This is a genomic window from Pantoea sp. EABMAA-21, assembly GCF_030053335.1.
Taxonomy (GTDB): domain Bacteria; phylum Pseudomonadota; class Gammaproteobacteria; order Enterobacterales; family Enterobacteriaceae; genus Pantoea; species Pantoea communis.
In genome coordinates this window covers 543,561-560,193 of the sequence record NZ_JASGBX010000001.1, presented here as the reverse complement: position 1 = coordinate 560,193, position 16,633 = coordinate 543,561, and the positions used below count along the sequence as shown (strand labels likewise).

17 protein-coding genes are annotated in these 16,633 nt (G+C 54.2%); 8 read left to right on the top strand and 9 right to left on the bottom strand.

All coding sequences use genetic code 11. The annotated features are described in order from the left end of the window. Positions 1 to 135 precede the first annotated feature (135 nt). Positions 136 to 411, top strand: coding sequence for a stress-induced protein YchH (ychH, locus tag QMZ65_RS02635; RefSeq protein WP_034824286.1), 276 nt, complete (start codon positions 136 to 138; stop codon positions 409 to 411). Here ychH and QMZ65_RS02630 read toward each other — a convergent pair. The 4 genes from QMZ65_RS02630 to lolB form a co-directional block, all read right to left on the bottom strand. Continuing rightward, positions 408 to 1,583 carry a GGDEF domain-containing protein gene (locus tag QMZ65_RS02630; RefSeq protein WP_283215319.1) on the bottom strand — a complete coding sequence of 392 codons (1,176 nt, stop codon included), beginning with the start codon at positions 1,581 to 1,583 and terminating at the stop codon, positions 408 to 410. The two genes, ychH and QMZ65_RS02630, sit on opposite strands and share 4 nt — an antisense overlap. A gap of 225 nt (positions 1,584 to 1,808) precedes the next feature. After that, positions 1,809 to 2,756: a ribose-phosphate diphosphokinase gene (prs, locus tag QMZ65_RS02625; protein ID WP_034824282.1), complete on the bottom strand. Its 948-nt coding sequence runs from the start codon at positions 2,754 to 2,756 to the stop codon at positions 1,809 to 1,811. A 137-nt stretch (positions 2,757 to 2,893) separates the two neighbouring features. Beyond that, positions 2,894 to 3,751, bottom strand: coding sequence for a 4-(cytidine 5'-diphospho)-2-C-methyl-D-erythritol kinase (gene ispE, locus QMZ65_RS02620; protein WP_097116828.1), 858 nt, complete (start codon positions 3,749 to 3,751; stop codon positions 2,894 to 2,896). After that, positions 3,748 to 4,371, bottom strand: coding sequence for a lipoprotein insertase outer membrane protein LolB (gene lolB, locus QMZ65_RS02615; RefSeq protein ID WP_034824277.1), 624 nt, complete (start codon positions 4,369 to 4,371; stop codon positions 3,748 to 3,750). Before lolB ends, ispE begins: the two co-directional genes overlap by 4 nt. Before the next feature lie 217 nt (positions 4,372 to 4,588). On the opposite strand from lolB, the gene hemA reads away from it, so the two are divergent. From hemA to kdsA, 6 genes are read left to right on the top strand one after another with little or no spacing between them, the layout of a single operon-like run. Continuing rightward, the gene (hemA, locus tag QMZ65_RS02610; RefSeq protein WP_160832808.1) at positions 4,589 to 5,845 is read left to right on the top strand and encodes a glutamyl-tRNA reductase; all 1,257 of its coding nucleotides are present in this window, start codon (positions 4,589 to 4,591) and stop codon (positions 5,843 to 5,845) included. Between the two features lie 41 nt (positions 5,846 to 5,886). After that, on the top strand, positions 5,887 to 6,969 hold the full coding sequence (gene prfA / locus QMZ65_RS02605; RefSeq protein WP_034824272.1) for a peptide chain release factor 1: 1,083 nt from the start codon (positions 5,887 to 5,889) through the stop codon (positions 6,967 to 6,969). Then, a complete protein-coding gene (prmC, locus tag QMZ65_RS02600; RefSeq protein WP_283215318.1) occupies positions 6,969 to 7,799 on the top strand; it encodes a peptide chain release factor N(5)-glutamine methyltransferase in 831 nt (276 codons plus the stop codon). Before prfA ends, prmC begins: the two co-directional genes overlap by 1 nt. A 14-nt stretch (positions 7,800 to 7,813) precedes the next feature. After that, positions 7,814 to 8,212, top strand: coding sequence for a SirB2 family protein (locus QMZ65_RS02595; RefSeq protein ID WP_034824269.1), 399 nt, complete (start codon positions 7,814 to 7,816; stop codon positions 8,210 to 8,212). Continuing rightward, entirely contained in the window at positions 8,209 to 9,018 is an 810-nt protein-coding gene (gene sirB1 / locus QMZ65_RS02590; protein WP_034824266.1) for an invasion regulator SirB1, read from the top strand. Before QMZ65_RS02595 ends, sirB1 begins: the two co-directional genes overlap by 4 nt. Before the next feature lie 27 nt (positions 9,019 to 9,045). After that, positions 9,046 to 9,900, top strand: coding sequence for a 3-deoxy-8-phosphooctulonate synthase (kdsA, locus tag QMZ65_RS02585; protein ID WP_034824264.1), 855 nt, complete (start codon positions 9,046 to 9,048; stop codon positions 9,898 to 9,900). A 70-nt stretch (positions 9,901 to 9,970) separates the two neighbouring features. Here the strand turns inward: kdsA and chaA are convergent, their stop codons facing one another. Next, positions 9,971 to 11,062, bottom strand: a complete 1,092-nt coding sequence (gene chaA, locus QMZ65_RS02580) for a sodium-potassium/proton antiporter ChaA (protein WP_097116833.1) — start codon at positions 11,060 to 11,062, stop codon at positions 9,971 to 9,973. Between the two features lie 535 nt (positions 11,063 to 11,597). On the opposite strand from chaA, the gene QMZ65_RS02575 reads away from it, so the two are divergent. Continuing rightward, complete coding sequence (locus tag QMZ65_RS02575; RefSeq protein WP_034824260.1) at positions 11,598 to 12,266, top strand: gamma-glutamylcyclotransferase; 669 nt, start codon at positions 11,598 to 11,600, stop codon at positions 12,264 to 12,266. Here QMZ65_RS02575 and QMZ65_RS02570 read toward each other — a convergent pair whose 3' ends face one another. The 4 genes from QMZ65_RS02570 to tagH form a co-directional block, all read right to left on the bottom strand. Next, positions 12,267 to 13,688, bottom strand: coding sequence for a serine/threonine protein kinase (locus QMZ65_RS02570; RefSeq protein WP_283215317.1), 1,422 nt, complete (start codon positions 13,686 to 13,688; stop codon positions 12,267 to 12,269). A 65-nt stretch (positions 13,689 to 13,753) separates the two neighbouring features. After that, on the bottom strand, positions 13,754 to 14,704 hold the full coding sequence (locus tag QMZ65_RS02565) for a hypothetical protein (RefSeq protein ID WP_034824256.1): 951 nt from the start codon (positions 14,702 to 14,704) through the stop codon (positions 13,754 to 13,756). 14 nt (positions 14,705 to 14,718) lie between these two features. After that, a complete protein-coding gene (locus QMZ65_RS02560) occupies positions 14,719 to 15,495 on the bottom strand; it encodes a PP2C family protein-serine/threonine phosphatase (protein ID WP_045816028.1) in 777 nt (258 codons plus the stop codon). Further along, a complete protein-coding gene (gene tagH, locus QMZ65_RS02555) occupies positions 15,492 to 16,607 on the bottom strand; it encodes a type VI secretion system-associated FHA domain protein TagH (RefSeq protein ID WP_283215316.1) in 1,116 nt (371 codons plus the stop codon). Before tagH ends, QMZ65_RS02560 begins: the two co-directional genes overlap by 4 nt. Positions 16,608 to 16,633: the final 26 nt, after the last annotated feature.

Genomic DNA, 16,633 nt, shown 5'->3' with positions numbered 1-16,633 from the left:
CTGGCCGTAAAGAAATGTCAGAGATTGTGAAGGATGTGTGATCCTGTACGCAATTTAACCGGCAGTCATTGCCTAAACTTATGACAAGTTAACCATACGTGCTGTTTTGCTTTTTCATAAGGATGGAGGTGAATCATGAAACGTCAACAATGCCGCTATTTAGGTAATGGCCTGATGTGTTTAGGTTTACTGACGATGGTATTAGGCGTCGGCTATTCCATTATTAATCAGCTGCCTGCGTTAAACCTGCCGCAATTCCTCGCGCATGGTGCCATGTTCAGCATCTTTGTCGGGGCACTGTTGTGGCTGGTAGGGGCGCGCGTCAGCGGACGTGAGCGTGTCGAAGACCGCTACTTCTGGTTACGCCATTACGGTGACAAACGCTGCCGCCGCAATCACTCTTCACATTAAGAGAGAGCAGCTTCCTGCACCGGCTGTAACTGCACGAAATAACGTTCGACGCGGTTACGGCCACTGGCTTTTGCACGGTATAACGCTTCGTCCGCCAGGCCGAGTAAAATCGGGAAGGTGTGATCGCGATGGTTAGCGGTAGCATAGCCAATACTCACGGTATAGCAGACGTCGTTGGGCTGCGACAGCTGTGTCGCCAGACGGATACGCTCACACACCCGTTCTGCATCCTCGCTATTGCCCGGCAGAATCGCCGCAAACTCTTCACCGCCCAGACGGGCAAAATGACCTTCTGCGGGCAGCAACGCCTGCACCACCTGACAAAAATCGATTAATACGCTGTCACCTTGCAGATGGCCGTAACGATCGTTAATGCCTTTGAAATGGTCAAGATCAAACAGCACGGCCGAGTAAACCAATGGCTGCGGATTGCGCGTATTGCGTAACACTAATCTATCGGCTTGCTCGAACAGGGCGCGACGATTCCAGACGCTGGTCAGGGGATCGTGAAGCGAGGCCCGTTTGTGAGCTATCTGCGTGCGCTCATTGACCATCGCCAGAATGGTAAATGTCAGGCCAATCACAAACAGAATGGATTCAAGAATCACGTACACCGAAAAGCTGGAACCGGCTATCGCGCCGCGCACCGGGGTGGCGATGGCATCATCCAGGAATATACGCGCCACGTGAAACAGCAGATGGATCCACAGCAACATCTGCGCCGGCCAAAAGGTCACCTGCAGTGCATCGCGCGATTGCCATAACAGGCGAATCAGGGCACCGGTGTAAATAATGCAAAGCAGACATATGACTAAAACGCGTTTAGGTTGGCTGGCGTAAAACTGCGGGAACACGCAGAGAATGGCCCATAACAATGCAGCCGCTAACCAGCTGAATCCGAGAGGTTTATTGCAGAATGCTCGAAAAGCCTTCAGCAGATTACCATAGGCCAGCATCATCACCACGTTGCCGACAGCGATGGGAAGAAAAACAAATCCAGCACTGCGCAGACTGCTGAGAAACACCGCTGTCAGGGTCAATGTGAGCGCCAGCGTAGTGAACCCCAGCACGCGATCGTACTGCGCACCCACCCAGGCGAACACCAAAATAATGCTCAAAAAACCCAGCACATAGAGCTCGCAAACAAATAGTGTGTAAATGTCGAGAGTCATAGTGGTCGGAGTTCTCAGAAAAAAGTGTGGAGAAAAATACCACTAATCAATGGCCCGCTAAAGTGCAGCATCGCGAGTCGAATGAAAAGAGTGTAAGGCAGGGAGAATAGCGAATTTTAACGAAATTTATCGCGAAAATATCTGTAGCGAGAGCGGCTTAATCGGTAAATGAAGCGGATTGTTGGGAATAAAAACCGGGCGCGGGGCCCGGTTTCATGCAATGTATTAATGTTCGAACATTGCGGAGATGGACTCTTCGTTACTGATACGGCGAATCGCTTCGGCCAGCATGCCAGAGAGCGTTAAGGTACGCACGATTGGCAGGGCTTTCATCTCGTCTGACAGCGGAATGGTGTCGCATACGATAACCTGATCGATCACTGACTTACGCAGGTTTTCGACCGCGTTGCCAGAGAAGATGGGGTGAGTCGCATAAGCGAAGACACGTTTCGCGCCGCGCTCTTTCAACGCTTCAGCTGCTTTGCACAGCGTACCGCCGGTGTCGATCATATCGTCGACCAGTACACAGTCACGACCTGCCACGTCACCGATGATGTGCATCACCTGAGAAACGTTCGCACGCGGGCGACGTTTATCGATGATAGCCATATCAGTGTCATTGAGCAGCTTAGCAATAGCACGCGCACGCACGACGCCGCCGATGTCCGGAGAAACCACAATCGGGTTTTCCAGGCCAATCTGCAGCATATCTTCCAGCAGGATTGGGCTACCGAACACGTTATCAACCGGGACATCGAAGAAGCCCTGAATCTGTTCGGCGTGCAGATCAACCGTCAGAACACGGTCAACACCCACGCTGGAGAGGAAATCGGCAACCACTTTGGCGGTGATAGGCACACGAGCAGAACGCACGCGGCGGTCCTGACGGGCATAACCAAAGTAAGGGATAACAGCAGTAATACGACCAGCAGAAGCCCGACGCAACGCGTCGACCATCACAACCAGCTCCATCAGATTATCATTGGTGGGGGCACAGGTGGACTGGATGATGAAAATATCACCACCGCGTACATTTTCGTTGATCTGTACACTTACTTCACCATCACTGAAACGGCCGACAGCGGCGTCTCCGAGGCTAGTGTAAAGGCGGTTGGCAATACGTTGTGCTAGTTCCGGGGTGGCGTTACCAGCAAATAGCTTCATATCAGGCACGAGAAGAACCTCAGGCTTGGCGTCCAGAGAATGAACGTTTCAAAAGTAACCGGCGAATACTTTTGAAGTCGTTCATACGGGTGTGTTAATGCGTCACGTGCAGTGCCTGGAACAGGGTGGCACTGTCACGCAAACGCTTAGAGCCCGGAAAGGGTGCGTTGCAACGGCGAGATATTAAGCCCGCGCGCCACAAATCCGCAAATCCATTTCGGGGCAAGCTCCAGCACCTGACGAGCAGCGGATTCGGTGCTAAATTCAGCAAATACACAAGATCCGGTCCCGGTCAGGCGCGACGGCGCGTATTCTAGCAGCCAGGAAAGCAGCGCATCAACCTCGCGAAAACGTTTTCTTGCCACAGCTTCACAATCATTGTGAAAAGGACGCTGTAACAGTTCATCTAATGTGCGTATCGGTGAATTGCGCGTCAAGTCAGGATCGCGAAAGATATCCGGCGTGCCGATGCTAATACCAGGATGTGCCACCAGATACCATTTTTCTTCCGGTTCAGCAGGCTGAATCTGCTCGCCAACCCCTTCGGCAAAGGCGGCGTGCCCACGCACGAACACCGGAACATCAGCACCAAGCTGCACGCCAAGGGTGGCTAACTCATCCACGCTAAGCCCGGTTTGCCATAAATGGTTCAGCGCCACCAACACGGTCGCGGCATCCGATGAACCGCCGCCCAGTCCGCCGCCCATCGGAAGACGTTTTTCCAGGGCTATCTCCGCACCCGCGTTTTCGGGCAGCGTACCGCGAACGACCGCGGCTTGCTGTAACATCCGCGCCGCCCGCACGATCAGGTTATCGTCATCGGCGACGCCCGCTAACGGCGTCAGCAGCGTAATCTTCCCACTGCGGTCAGGCGTGATCTCAAGCCTGTCGCCGTGATCAAGAAACTGAAACAGCGTTTGCAGATTGTGGTAGCCGTCAGCGCGACGGCCCGTAATGTAGAGAAACAGATTCAGTTTTGCCGGAGCAGGCCAGGTGGTGATCATTGCGTGGTCCAGCTATCCATGCGCAGTTTGATTCGCTGACCACCTTCAGTCAGTTCCAGGTTGGCCGGCAGCGGTGGATTGACCTTGCTGTCATAATCAGAGATGTTCACTTTCCACTGCTGGCCATTACGGCTGTAATTCACACTCTGCAGCTGATAGCTGCTGTTGAGCTGATAATCCGTGGCATCACCCGGCAGACCCATCATCCACTGACGCAGATTCGCCAGCGGAATATCCATGCCGGTCAACTGTGAAATCATCTTCTCAGCGTCATTGCTCACATAGCGCTTGCCTTTGTTATCGACGATTTGCACCACCGAACCCTGCGCATCCAGCTGCAATTCGGTACTGCCCAGCGGATTGGTTAGCAACAGACGATAGCGATCGGCGGCGGTTTGCTGCCAGTTAAAGCGCGCATAGACTTTTTGCTTATCGGAAAGATAGGCAAAAGCGCCACGCGTTTGATATTGGGTGATTTTCTCAACGGCTTGTTGATGCTGCTGCCATTGCGGTGAGGTGGTGCTGGGGCCAGGACCTTGTGGTTTGTTGATGCTACAAGCAGCCAGCAATACGCTGGCAAGGGGCAAAAGGCGCAACAGCTTGCGCGGGGGCAAATGCATCACGTGGTCGTCTCCTCAGACACGTTTTTACTTCGTAACCGATAACGCTAACCATCCAATACTACGCCGTCAATGCCGATGTAAGGATAATTGCGCACGATCAGTTTAATCTTATTACAGTCATAGCCTTTGTATGGCTTTTCTTGATCTGTGGCATCTTGTAGAATGCGCTTCACAAAGCCCTGACAAATATTGGGACATCCCAACCCGAATCACCATGACGCTGCTTGCTCTCGGAATCAACCACAAAACCGCACCTGTTGCGCTGCGCGAACGCGTTGCGTTTCTGCCAGACACGCTGGATCAGGCTCTGAATAGCCTGTTGTCCCAGCCGATGGTTCAAAGTGGTGTGGTGCTCTCAACCTGTAATCGTACTGAACTCTATCTCAGCGTAGAGCAGCAGACAGATTTGCAGGAGAGGTTGGTGCGCTGGTTGTGCGAGTATCACGATCTGCGTGAAGAGGATGTCCGAGCCAGCCTTTACTGGCATCAGGACAACGCCGCCGTCAGCCATCTGATGCGCGTTGCCAGCGGTCTGGATTCGCTGGTATTGGGCGAACCGCAAATTCTCGGCCAGGTTAAAAAGGCCCATGCTGATTCTTCGCGTGACCATGCGCTAAGCAGCGAGCTGGAGCGCATGTTCCAGAAGACCTTCTCCGTCGCTAAACGCGTGCGCACCGAAACTGAAATCGGTGCCAGCGCGGTCTCTGTCGCCTTCGCCGCCTGTTCTCTGGCGCGTCAAATCTTCGAATCACTCAGCACGGTCAACGTGTTGCTGGTGGGCGCCGGGGAAACCATCGAGTTAGTGGCGCGTCATCTGCGTGAACACAAAGTGCAGAAGTTGATGATTGCCAACCGCACCCGCGAGCGTGCGCAGCTGCTGGCCGATGAAGTGGGCGCAGAAGTGATTGGGTTGGGTGATATTGAAACCCGTCTGGCCGATGCGGATATCATTATTTCTTCTACTGCCAGCCCGCTGCCGATTATTGGCAAAGGCATGGTGGAGCGCGCCTTGAAAGCACGTCGCAACCAGCCGATGCTGCTGGTGGATATCGCCGTACCGCGTGATGTCGAACCTGAAGTGGGTAAGCTGGCGAACGCCTATTTGTACAGCGTCGATGATCTGCAAGCGATCATCGAGCAGAATTTGGCACAACGCAAAGCCGCTGCAGTCCAGGCCGAAAGCATAGTTGTGCAGGAAAGTGGCGAATTTATGGCATGGCTGCGTGCGCAAAGCGCGGGCGACACCATTCGCGAATATCGTTCACAGGCGGACGACGTGCGTGCCGAGTTGCAGGAGCGTGCGATTGCCGCGCTGCGTCAGGGCGCGGATGCCGAGAAAGTCTTGCAAGAGTTAGCGCACAAGCTGACCAACCGTCTGATTCATGCACCAACCAAATCACTGCAGCAGGCCGCGCGCGATGGCGACAACGAACGCCTGCAGATCTTACGTGACAGCCTCGGTTTAGAGTAATCTGGTCTGTCACGACCTATCACTGGGATACCCTCTATTACATGAAGAGCTCTATTGTTGCCAAGCTGGAAGCCCTCCAGGAACGCCACGAAGAAGTTGAAGCGTTGCTGGGCGATGCCGGCGTCATTGGCGATCAGGAACGTTTTCGCGCCTTATCACGCGAATATGCACAGTTGACCGATGTGACCCGTTGCTTCCGCGACTGGCAGCAGGTGCAGGAAGATATCGAAACAGCTGAAATGATGCTCGACGATCCTGAAATGCGTGAAATGGCTAACGAAGAGTTAAAAATTTCGCGTGAGAAGCGTGAAGTGCTGGAACAACAGCTTCAGGTGCTGCTGCTGCCAAAAGATCCCGATGATGAACGTTCGTGCTTTGTGGAAGTGCGCGCCGGAACCGGCGGAGATGAAGCGGCAATTTTCGCAGGCGATCTGTTCCGTATGTACAGCCGTTATGCCGAAGCACGCCGCTGGCAGGTCGAGATCATTAGCGCCAACGAAGGCGAGCACGGCGGCTACAAAGAAGTTATCGCCCGAATTAATGGTGAAGGCGCTTACGGTCGCTTGAAATTCGAATCCGGCGGTCATCGTGTTCAGCGCGTCCCGGAAACCGAATCTCAGGGCCGTATTCATACCTCTGCCTGCACCGTGGCGGTGATGCCAGAATTGCCGGAAGCCGAAATGCCGGAAATCAACGCGGGCGACCTGAAAATCGATACCTTCCGCTCCTCAGGTGCCGGTGGTCAGCACGTTAACACCACCGACTCAGCGATTCGTATTACCCACTTGCCCACCGGTATTGTGGTTGAGTGTCAGGACGAACGTTCCCAGCACAAAAACAAAGCCAAAGCGCTGGCGGTATTGGGTGCGCGTATTCATGCCGCCGAAACCGCCAAGCGTAACGCTGCTGAAGCCTCAACCCGCCGTAACCTGCTGGGCAGCGGCGACCGTTCGGACCGTAACCGCACTTACAACTTCCCGCAGGGTCGTGTTACCGATCATCGTATCAACCTGACGCTGTACCGCCTGGATGAAACCATGGAAGGGAAGCTGGATACGTTGATCGAGCCGATTGTGCAGGAGTATCAGGCCGATCAGCTGGCCGCGCTGGCTGGACAAGACTGATGATGATTCGCCACTGGCTCAAGCACGCAGTGGTCGCACTCTGTGGCGGAGACAGCCCGAAACGGGATGCGGAGATTTTGCTGGGGTTCGTAACGGGAAAATCACGCAGCTGGCTGGTGGCGTTTGACGATCATGAACTCGACGCTACTCAGCTTGCCGAACTTAATGCGCTGCTGGCGCGTCGGGTGAAAGGCGAACCGATTGCGCATCTGGTGGGCGAGCGTGAGTTTTGGTCGCTGCCGTTGCGCGTCAATGATGCCACATTAATTCCGCGTCCGGATACCGAAGTGCTGGTGGAACAGGCGCTCTTACGTATTCCCGTAACACCGTCCTCCTTGCTCGATCTTGGCACTGGCACCGGTGCTATCGCATTAGCGCTGGCGAGTGAACGTTCTGACTGCCAGGTGTTGGGCTGCGACCGTATCCCAGCAGCCGTGGCGCTGGCGGAAGAGAATGCTCAGCGGTTGCACATCAGCAATGCGCGTTTCCAGCTCAGCCACTGGTTCGATGACATTCCCGCCCAGCGTTTCGATCTCATCGTCAGCAATCCTCCTTATATCGACGCCGCCGATGAGCATCTGCAGCAGGGCGATGTACGCTTTGAACCGCTTAGCGCACTGGTGGCCGACGAGGCGGGGCTGGCTGATTTGCGTTTGATTATTCACCGTGCCCCACAGTGGTTGCAGTCTGGCGGCTGGCTGTTACTGGAGCACGGCTGGCAACAAGATGAAGCTGTGCGCGGCATCATGACGCAGCACGGCTATCAGCAGGTCAGCAGCATTAACGATTATGGCGGCAATCCGCGCGTCACACTTGGGCAATTTTTTTGATTTAAGGAAGCACCATGGCAAGCTGGTATCCGCTGGTTAAACATTTTCACCTGCTGACGGTAGCGTTGACGATCAGCTTGTTTCTGCTGCGTTTTTACTGGTTAACCACCGGTTCAGCGATGCTACAGCGTCGCTGGGTGCGCATTGCGCCGCATATTAATGACACCTTTTTGCTGCTCAGTGGCGTGTGGCTGGTGGTGATCACACACTTTTATCCGTTCTCACCGCAAGGAAGCTGGCTGACGGAGAAGCTGTTAGGGGTTATTATCTACATCGCCTTAGGTTCCGTGGCATTGAGCCGTCGCCCACGCAAGATGGGGACACGTTGGATCGCTTGTCTGATTGCAATCGTAGCACTGCTGTTTGTGATTAAGCTGGCGATGACCAAAATGCCGTTATTGGGGATAGTATGACCTCGCCAGAGCTAGTTGATTACAGTGAAACACCGTTGAGTGAAGCGGTGATTGGCGCAACCTGCGCCATACGCAATGATTTTTCTGCGCCATCCGTTCAGCAACAGCTGGCGGCATTAGTTGAAGAAGCACGGGAATACGTCAGCAGCGAACAGGATGCCGACTTGCAACTGGGCAAGCTGCTTGAATTGTTTTATCGCCAGTGGGGCTTTGGTGGCGCCAGCGGCGTCTACAATTTGTCCGATGCGCTGTGGATCGATAAAGTGCTGAAGAGCCGACAGGGCACCGCCGTATCGCTGGGGGTGATTCTGTTACACATTGCCGACGAGCTGGAGCTGCCGCTGATCCCGGTGATTTTCCCTACCCAGTTGATTCTGCGTGCTGACTGGCTGGACGGTGAAATGTGGTTGATCAACCCTTTCAACGGCGAAACGCTGGATACACATACGCTGGAAGTGTGGCTGAAGGGCAATATCAGCCCGACCGCGAAGCTCTACAATGATGATCTGGATGAAGCTAAAACCATCAACGTGATGCGTAAAATGCTGGATACGTTGAAAGCGGCACTGATGGAAGAGAAGCAGATGGAACTGGCGTTAAACGTCAGCCAGGTACTGCTGCAGATTGATCCCGATGACCCGTATGAAATCCGCGATCGGGGGTTAATCTACGCTCAGCTTGAGTGTGAACATATCGCGCTGACCGATTTGACCTACTTCGTTGAACAGTGTCCAGAAGATCCGGTCAGCGAAATGATTAAAGTGCAGATTCACGCAATTGAACAGAAACAGGTGACGCTGCACTAAGCGTCATCTCGACAATAAGGAAAGGGCATGACTCAGAAAGTAGTAAATATCGGCGATATCAAGGTCGCAAACGATCTGCCATTTGTTCTCTTTGGTGGCATGAACGTGCTGGAATCGCGCGACCTCGCCATGCGTATTTGCGAACACTATGTAAAAGTGACCGACAAACTCGGTATCCCTTACGTGTTCAAAGCCTCTTTTGACAAAGCTAACCGCTCTTCCATCAAATCCTACCGTGGTCCAGGTCTGGAAGAGGGCATGAAGATTTTCCAGGAGCTGAAACAGGCGTTCGGCGTGAAAATCATCACTGATGTGCATGAAGCTTCACAGGCGCAGCCGGTGGCGGATGTCGTTGATGTGATTCAGCTGCCTGCGTTCCTGGCGCGTCAGACCGATCTGGTGGAAGCGATGGCGAAAACCGGTGCAGTCATCAACGTTAAGAAACCGCAGTTCGTTAGCCCAGGCCAGATGGGTAACATTGTCGATAAATTCGCGGAAGGCGGTAACGACAAAGTAATCCTGTGCGACCGTGGCAGCAATTTCGGTTACGACAACCTGGTTGTCGATATGCTGGGCTTCAACGTGATGAAGAAGGTCACCAACAACAGCCCGGTGATCTTCGACGTGACCCACGCACTGCAGACGCGCGATCCGTTCGGCGCGGCTTCAGGTGGACGTCGCGCGCAGGTAGCTGAACTGGCTCGTGCGGGTATGGCGGTGGGTATCGCCGGTCTGTTTATTGAAGCGCACCCTGAGCCGAACAGCGCGAAATGCGACGGCCCATCCGCGCTGCCGCTGGATAAGCTGGAGCCATTCCTGGTGCAGATGAAAGCGATTGATGATCTGGTCAAGAGTTTCCCGGAACTGGATACCAGCAACTAATTGCGTTATCCAGATGTAAGAAAGGCGCCGATGGGCGCCTTTTTTTTGCTTTGAATCTGAGCGTCAGACGCTACAGCATAATTGTCAGTAAATAGCCGGCAAACAGTGCCAGATGCGCGGCGCCGTTCAGCACATTGGTACGCCCGGTTGAGAACGAAATATGGCACAGAATCAGCGCGGCACTCATGATCACCATATGTGGTGGCTCAAGACCAAATATCAGCTGCTGACCGGTCAGGGTGGCGATAATGCTCACCGCTGGTACCGTCAGGGAGATGGTGGCTAATACCGAACCAAAGAACAGGTTCATCGCACGCTGTACCTGGTTCATTAACACCGCTTTGATGGCCCCTAACCCTTCCGGCGACAGAATCAGCAACGCCACCAGGAAACCGGTGAACTGCTCAGGTGCATTCAGTTCCGTCAGCAGATGCTCCAGCGTGTTGGCGTTCATCTTGGTCACGCTGATCACCGCGATCAGATGAATGATCAACCATACCGTGTGCCACAGTGAGCTATGCGCAGAAGGCTTACCATGATGCGGATCGCCATCGTCACCGTCATCCTCATGCTCATAAACAAACAGGCTCTGGTGCGTTTTGGTCTGAATCAGCAGGAACACGCCGTACATGGCAGCGGAGATCGCGGCAATGATCAACGCCTGAGCCGTGGTGAAGTTACCGCCTGGCAGCGCATTCGGGAACACCAGCACCAGAATCGCCAGCGGGAAGATGGCAATCATGTACTGCTTAACGCCCGCCAGATTGACATATTGGGTGGCGAATTTGCGTCCGCCGAGCAGCAGCGCAAAGCCCACCAGACCGCCGGTCACAATCATGATGATGGAGTAGAGCGTGTCACGCATTAGCGCAGGTGCCGCATCGCCGGTGGCCATCAAGGCGGAGATCAAACTGACCTCCAGAATAACCACAGACAGGCTCAAAATCAGCGAGCCATAGGGTTCACCCAGGCGGTGTGCCAGCACGTCAGCATGACGCACCACGCTGAAAGCACTACAAAGGATGGCGACCAGCGCCAGCAGGTTGATGCCGATAATCGGCAATAATGCCGTCTGACCGCCAAAGAAGCTCAGCACCGTCAGCGCGACAATCGGGAAAATCAGTGAGTACTCGGTATGTCGGGTTTTCTCATGTGTAGCCATTCACCATCCTCTCCGGCAAAAAGAACAAAACAGGCGATCAGTGCCTGATAAATATAATGACTTTTCTGACGCAGCGCAGTGTAACTTTTCAACAGTTGTGTTTCAGGCTTTTTACGCGACTTTACTTAGTCAGGTTTTTGATTCTAATCCATCAAAAGAAGTAATTATCTACTAATAACGTAGACTATTCATTTTGTTATGAATCGATAAAAGTAATTTTAGGATAAAATAATACCTGTTTTAATCTTATTTCAATGCGGTTTATCGGAGTTTTATGAATTTAAAAAACCTTGTGTAACTAAAGTATATGTTTGCCATTTCATTGCTTTCTTCGTCATCACGCTGTTCAAGTTATCTGCCAGTCAGCCGATGCTATTTACAAAGAATTTCCCCTTTGTGATCGGGGTCAATCTTGAAACTTTTGTTAAAAATGCATTAATGTCTTCTCTTAAGTCGACGCAACGCGTGTTGCCTGTAAGACATCATCTTTGAGGAGCCGAACCGACAGGATGTCAGCGCAGTAGAGGAGGTCGCATTGTTAACCCGGGAATTTCTGTTAAAAGCGGATTGTAAAACATCATTTGGCGATATCGACGAAGCGCTGCTGTGGAGCTGTGAAAAGCGTGCCGCGTCACTCGCTGCCACACTGGCTTGTCGCCCTGACCAAAGCCCGGTGTGGATTTTTGGCTATGGCTCCCTGATGTGGAACCCGGTTTTTGAGGCGGAAGAAGTGGCTTCCGGACGACTCGAAGGCTGGCATCGTGCTTTCTGTCTGCGTCTGACCGCCGGCAGAGGAACGGTATCGACGCCCGGTCGTATGCTGGCGCTAAAAGAAGGCGGTTCAACCAGCGGTCTGGCTTTCCGTTTACCCGAAGCGCGGCTGCATGACGAGCTGGAGCTGCTGTGGAAGCGCGAGATGATCACCGGCTGTTATCTGCCAACCTGGTGCGAACTGGAACTGGAAGATGCTCGCAAAGTGACGGCGTTGGTATTCATCATGGATCCGCGTCACCCGCTGTATGAAGCAGACTCCTGTCGCAGCACCATCGCACCGTTGATTGCCCAGGCCAGCGGACCATTGGGTACCAATGCTCAGTATCTCTACTCCCTCGAACAGGAGTTGGGTAAACGCGGCATGCAGGAAGATGCGTTGACGCGTCTGGCCGCTGAAGTGAGGGCGCTGCAGCAGTCTGCAGCGCGTTAACTACTGTTTAACCGGATTAATCAGCCAGGTGCCGGGTTTGTCAATGGTCAGTGATTGGCTCATTACCTGGCTGCCATTTTGCACTTCAATGCGATAACTCCCCGCCGCCAGATTGAGTGAAGCAAAGCCGCTGCTGGTGGGTTTCACGTCCTTCGCTTCGCCGTTAAGCAGCACTTTCTCTCCCTCCTGCAAGCGCAGATAGACGGTTGCCCTACCTGGCGCGCTGGCTGCTGCGCTCTGACTCGCTACCGGCGCTGACGCAGAAGGTGTCGCGGCGATCGAAGCGGTTTCAATGTGGCGATTCGTTTTCCACACCACCACCACCACGGCCAGAATGGCAATGGCAGCGGCGGCGACCAGACCAGGCGAAAGGCGACGCACGTTGCGTGGCGTGACAGGTTCAATCGCCGCCGCTGCATGATTCACCGCCATTACCTGTGGTTCAGGCACCGGAGCGGCGACGGGTTCAGGCGCTGGAGCTGGAGCTTCAACCGCCACCGGGAAGGTGGTGACCAGTGCTTCAACATCGCTCACCGGCAAATCAATCAGGCTGGCAAACGCATCAATGCTTTGTGGGCGATCGCCGGGTTTCATTGCCAGCGCACAGTCGATGGCATGCAGTAGCGGCAGGGAATAGCCTGCTGGCTTGCGTTCAACCAGTGGCTGATAGTTATCCTCGATGCAGCGCACCACGCTAACCGGAGGCGCATGGCCGGTAATCAGATTGTGCAGCACCGCGCCAAGCGCATAGATATCGGTCCACGGACCTTGCTCAACTTCACCCTCTTCGCTGTATTGCTCAATCGGGGCAAAGCCAGGCTTCAGCATGATCTCGGTTTCATCGGAGAGATTGCCGATCTCCTTCCGCGCTGAGCCAAAATCGAGTAACACCGGCAGCTGATTTTCCTGGATTTGGATGTTATCCAGCGAAATATCACGGTGCAGATAACCGGCGGTATGGATGGTATTAATGGCGCCAAACAGCGGCGGTAACAGCCGACGAATCCAGGACTCATCGATACTGTCCGGGCTGGTGACCTGCCACTCTTTCAATGTCATCCCGCTGTAGTAGAGCGTGCCCATATAGGCGGTGCCATTCTCTTCCCAGAAGCGCAACACGTGCAGCAGGCCGGGATGATTAAAACGTGCGAGCAAACGGGCTTCCTGAATGAAGCTGTTACGTCCGGCGTTGAACAGTTTCTGGAAGCGCTCGCCACGCAACTCCAGCGACAGGTCAGCGGCACGCACCGCCAGTGAAACCGGCATGTACTCTTTGATGGCGATGGTGCGTTCCAGTTGATGGTCCCAGGCACGGTAAACAATGCCAAAGCCGCCGCCGCCAATCACTTCCTTGATTTCAAATTCATTAAACCGGTAACCCGCAGGCAGGGCATTCGGTGTGTGGTTTTCGTTTGCCGACATAGTGAACTCTCTGAACACGTCCTGTAGCGCCTGCCAGTCTGTTGACGTCAGGCGACGACCGCTAATTAATTAATGTTACGCCAGGCACCAATCGCCGGATCGGCAAGATCCGCATGCAGGGTGTCAATCAGTAACACAGTCACTTTTTGCTGTGGCATAAACTGCGACGACCAAACGCCGCGTAAGGTTTCAACCCGACTCTTCACCGTGTCACTGTCTTGACCTGCTGTCTTATCCATTTTAATCAGCAGATTGCCGGTGAAGCGCCACACATGTTGCTGGCTATCGAACGGCAGCACTAACCAACTCTCTTCGGCGTCCGGACGCGTCACGATCATGCGCTGTTTGTTCACCGCCACCACTTCCAGTGCCGGGCCGCTGAGCTTGAGGTTGGCAATGGGGTAGCCCTGATAGAAATTCACCGCCAGCGAGCGGGTTTTGTCACCACTCATCAGCGTTAATTCACTCGGGCCTTCAAGCCAGCCATCCGTGGAGCAGTGCTGCTGCGGGTTATCCGGAATAAATAGCGAGTCGCCGTTTTCGTCCCAGGAGGTGCGGAAATGACAACCCGCTGGTAGGGTAAAGTGCTGCAATGGGGTGCTGTCTGCCGGGCGTGAGAGATCCAGCGGGGCGGCATTGCTGGCACTGGCACTGGCGGTCGCATCGTTAATCACGATGGGTCGCCAGTTCTGTAATTTTGCTGCGCTGCCGTTGGCCAGCACGCTGCCGTCTTTATTGGTCATCTGCCACGGGATTTCATCCAGCGTGCCGCATTGATTCGCCAGCAGCGTGCCAACGCGCGGCAGGAAGCTGGTCAGAATGCTGGAATCAGTGCTTTTGCCGGAAACAATACGCAACGGCAAGGTCTCTTTGCACCAGTCGTTGGGTGAATTGCTGGCCACATTATCGATGTAGACTTCAAGCGACAGACTCGGCGAATAGACCACACGATAATCATCAGCTTGCGCATTTAGAGCCAGCAACAGGGTCGCTAAGCCCGGCAACCACACTTTCATAAGGGTCCTTGGGATCAATAACGTGTCGGCAGAAAACGTGCCGCATCAGCCTGGGAATAAAGCAGCGTCGCTTCCTGCGGTTCGCCAATCCAGATGGCCAGAGCGCTGAGATTGTCGCTTTTTACACTGCGGTTAACGGCTTGTTCCATCAAAGTCAGCCACTCTTCGCAGGCATTGACCATGCGCAGGGCTTGTTCCATCTCGTGAGTGGTCAGATTGAGCCAGAACCCGTCGGTGCAGACGAGAAACGCATCGCCATCCGTCAATGAAATCACTTCACTAAAGGTGGCTGGACGTGCAGGCTCAACGCCGAGCGCATTATAGAGTAAATTACTGTTAATTCCGGTATTTTCATAGCCTGCTTCGCGCAGTTGCTGGGCCAGACTATGGTCACGCGTCACTTGACTCAACACCCCATGACGGAAGTGATAAACCCGGCTGTCACCAGCATGCGCCCACCATGCGCGCTGTGTCTCGCGGTCAATAAACAGCGCGGCCAGCGTGGTGCTCATGCGAGCATATTTCGGATTTTTTCCCTGCGCCTCAAGCAACACCTGCTGGCAGTGCTCAATCGCTGCACGAGTGCTCTCGGGCGTGAACGTCGGGCTGTTGTGTAACTGGGTCAGCAGCGTATCCCGCACGATTTGCGCCGCTTTGTCACCGCCCGGCAAACCGGCCACGCCATCGCAAACCAGAAAGCAGGCTTTGTGCTCATCCAGCTCGGCTCCGGTGCGATCCTGGTTTTCATCGCGCATTCCCTGCTGGCAACGGCTGGCAAACATCATTTTCATGCGTCTTCGGTCCGAGTCTGGGAATCTTTATATTGATTCACTTCCATGTCATACGCATGCAGGAACGCTTCACCAAACAGGGTATGGAAGTCATCTTCAATTTCACCGGCAGTGCGCTGGTAGTGGCGTGAAAAGTAATCCCACAAGGCCGCTTTACGCCCGCCGTTAAACGGTAGCTTAGGCAACACGCCATCTTTACGTGCTTCCTCTTCCAGCCGTTGCGGATTGAAGGATTGCAGCATCGCCGCGATGATCGCGCGTATGCCAGCGATCATACCCAACTGATGCGCCTGCAAATCCACCAGTGCATCGCGCACTGCCGCTTCTGGCGGCATAAAACCGGGCATCTGGCTCTGATAAATCTGCATCAATACCGTCTTACCCGAAGGCAAAATTTTAAACGGATTGTTGGCCTCATTGAGGATCATCGTCATATCGGCTTTCACGCCGCGCTTGAGGATCGAACGGGAAGAGAGCAGGGCAACAGTGCCTTGCGAGAACAGGCTCAGCATGCGGCCGGTCACGCGCATCTGCTCTTCGGTGATCGTCGTGTGATGGCCATTGTTCAATCCCATGCCCTCCAGCAGCGCGGCCAGCAGCTTGTCCTGATCTGCATGCGGCAACGTGGCGGGAGCCGAAGGGGCATCACTTTGTGGATCAATACCCAGGCGTGGGTCAGTCAGGCGCTCCGGACGCGCCGCAGTGGGTTCCGGCACCCTGTCGAACGCCTGCTGCATACCGAGAGGATCGGCAGTGCTGTCCGCGAAGAACGTGAGCGGGTCATCATGCTGGGTACTCTGGCAGGCAGGATCGCGCACCTCAAGGCCATAATCGCCGATTTGCAGTGCATCACCATGCTGTAATTGCACTTGTGAACCACGCTGTAGCGCCACGCCGTTCAATACCACCGAGGTCACGCTGCCCTGATTGGTCAGGCGGCATTCACCTTCCGGGGAGATATGCACCAGCGCCTGCAAGCGTGAAATGGCGCGCGATTCGTCAGGCAGCACCAGATCGTTATCCTGACTGCGGCCAATGGTTCCCCCAGGCGGTTTAAAAGCAACTGTCTTTGCTGGCACATCCGTATTGCACTGCACAATGGTAAATTGCATGAGTCATCCTGTTAACAAGGAAAACG

Bases quoted from the DNA above. Each gene is read 5' to 3' on its own strand.
- QMZ65_RS02560 (WP_045816028.1), bottom strand. From the start codon at position 15,495: ATGAAAATGATGTTTGCCAGCCGTTGCCAGCAGGGAATGCGCGATGAA.
- chaA (WP_097116833.1), bottom strand. From the start codon at position 11,062: ATGGCTACACATGAGAAAACCCGACATACCGAGTACTCACTGATTTTC.
- prfA (WP_034824272.1), top strand. From the start codon at position 5,887: ATGAAGAGCTCTATTGTTGCCAAGCTGGAAGCCCTCCAGGAACGCCAC.
- QMZ65_RS02595 (WP_034824269.1), top strand. From the start codon at position 7,814: ATGGCAAGCTGGTATCCGCTGGTTAAACATTTTCACCTGCTGACGGTA.
- ychH (WP_034824286.1), top strand. From the start codon at position 136: ATGAAACGTCAACAATGCCGCTATTTAGGTAATGGCCTGATGTGTTTA.
- QMZ65_RS02570 (WP_283215317.1), bottom strand. From the start codon at position 13,688: ATGTCGGCAAACGAAAACCACACACCGAATGCCCTGCCTGCGGGTTAC.
- hemA (WP_160832808.1), top strand. From the start codon at position 4,589: ATGACGCTGCTTGCTCTCGGAATCAACCACAAAACCGCACCTGTTGCG.
- lolB (WP_034824277.1), bottom strand. From the start codon at position 4,371: ATGCATTTGCCCCCGCGCAAGCTGTTGCGCCTTTTGCCCCTTGCCAGC.
- sirB1 (WP_034824266.1), top strand. From the start codon at position 8,209: ATGACCTCGCCAGAGCTAGTTGATTACAGTGAAACACCGTTGAGTGAA.
- tagH (WP_283215316.1), bottom strand. From the start codon at position 16,607: ATGCAATTTACCATTGTGCAGTGCAATACGGATGTGCCAGCAAAGACA.
- ispE (WP_097116828.1), bottom strand. From the start codon at position 3,751: ATGATCACCACCTGGCCTGCTCCGGCAAAACTGAATCTGTTTCTCTAC.
- kdsA (WP_034824264.1), top strand. From the start codon at position 9,046: ATGACTCAGAAAGTAGTAAATATCGGCGATATCAAGGTCGCAAACGAT.
- QMZ65_RS02565 (WP_034824256.1), bottom strand. From the start codon at position 14,704: ATGAAAGTGTGGTTGCCGGGCTTAGCGACCCTGTTGCTGGCTCTAAAT.
- prmC (WP_283215318.1), top strand. From the start codon at position 6,969: ATGATGATTCGCCACTGGCTCAAGCACGCAGTGGTCGCACTCTGTGGC.
- QMZ65_RS02630 (WP_283215319.1), bottom strand. From the start codon at position 1,583: ATGACTCTCGACATTTACACACTATTTGTTTGCGAGCTCTATGTGCTG.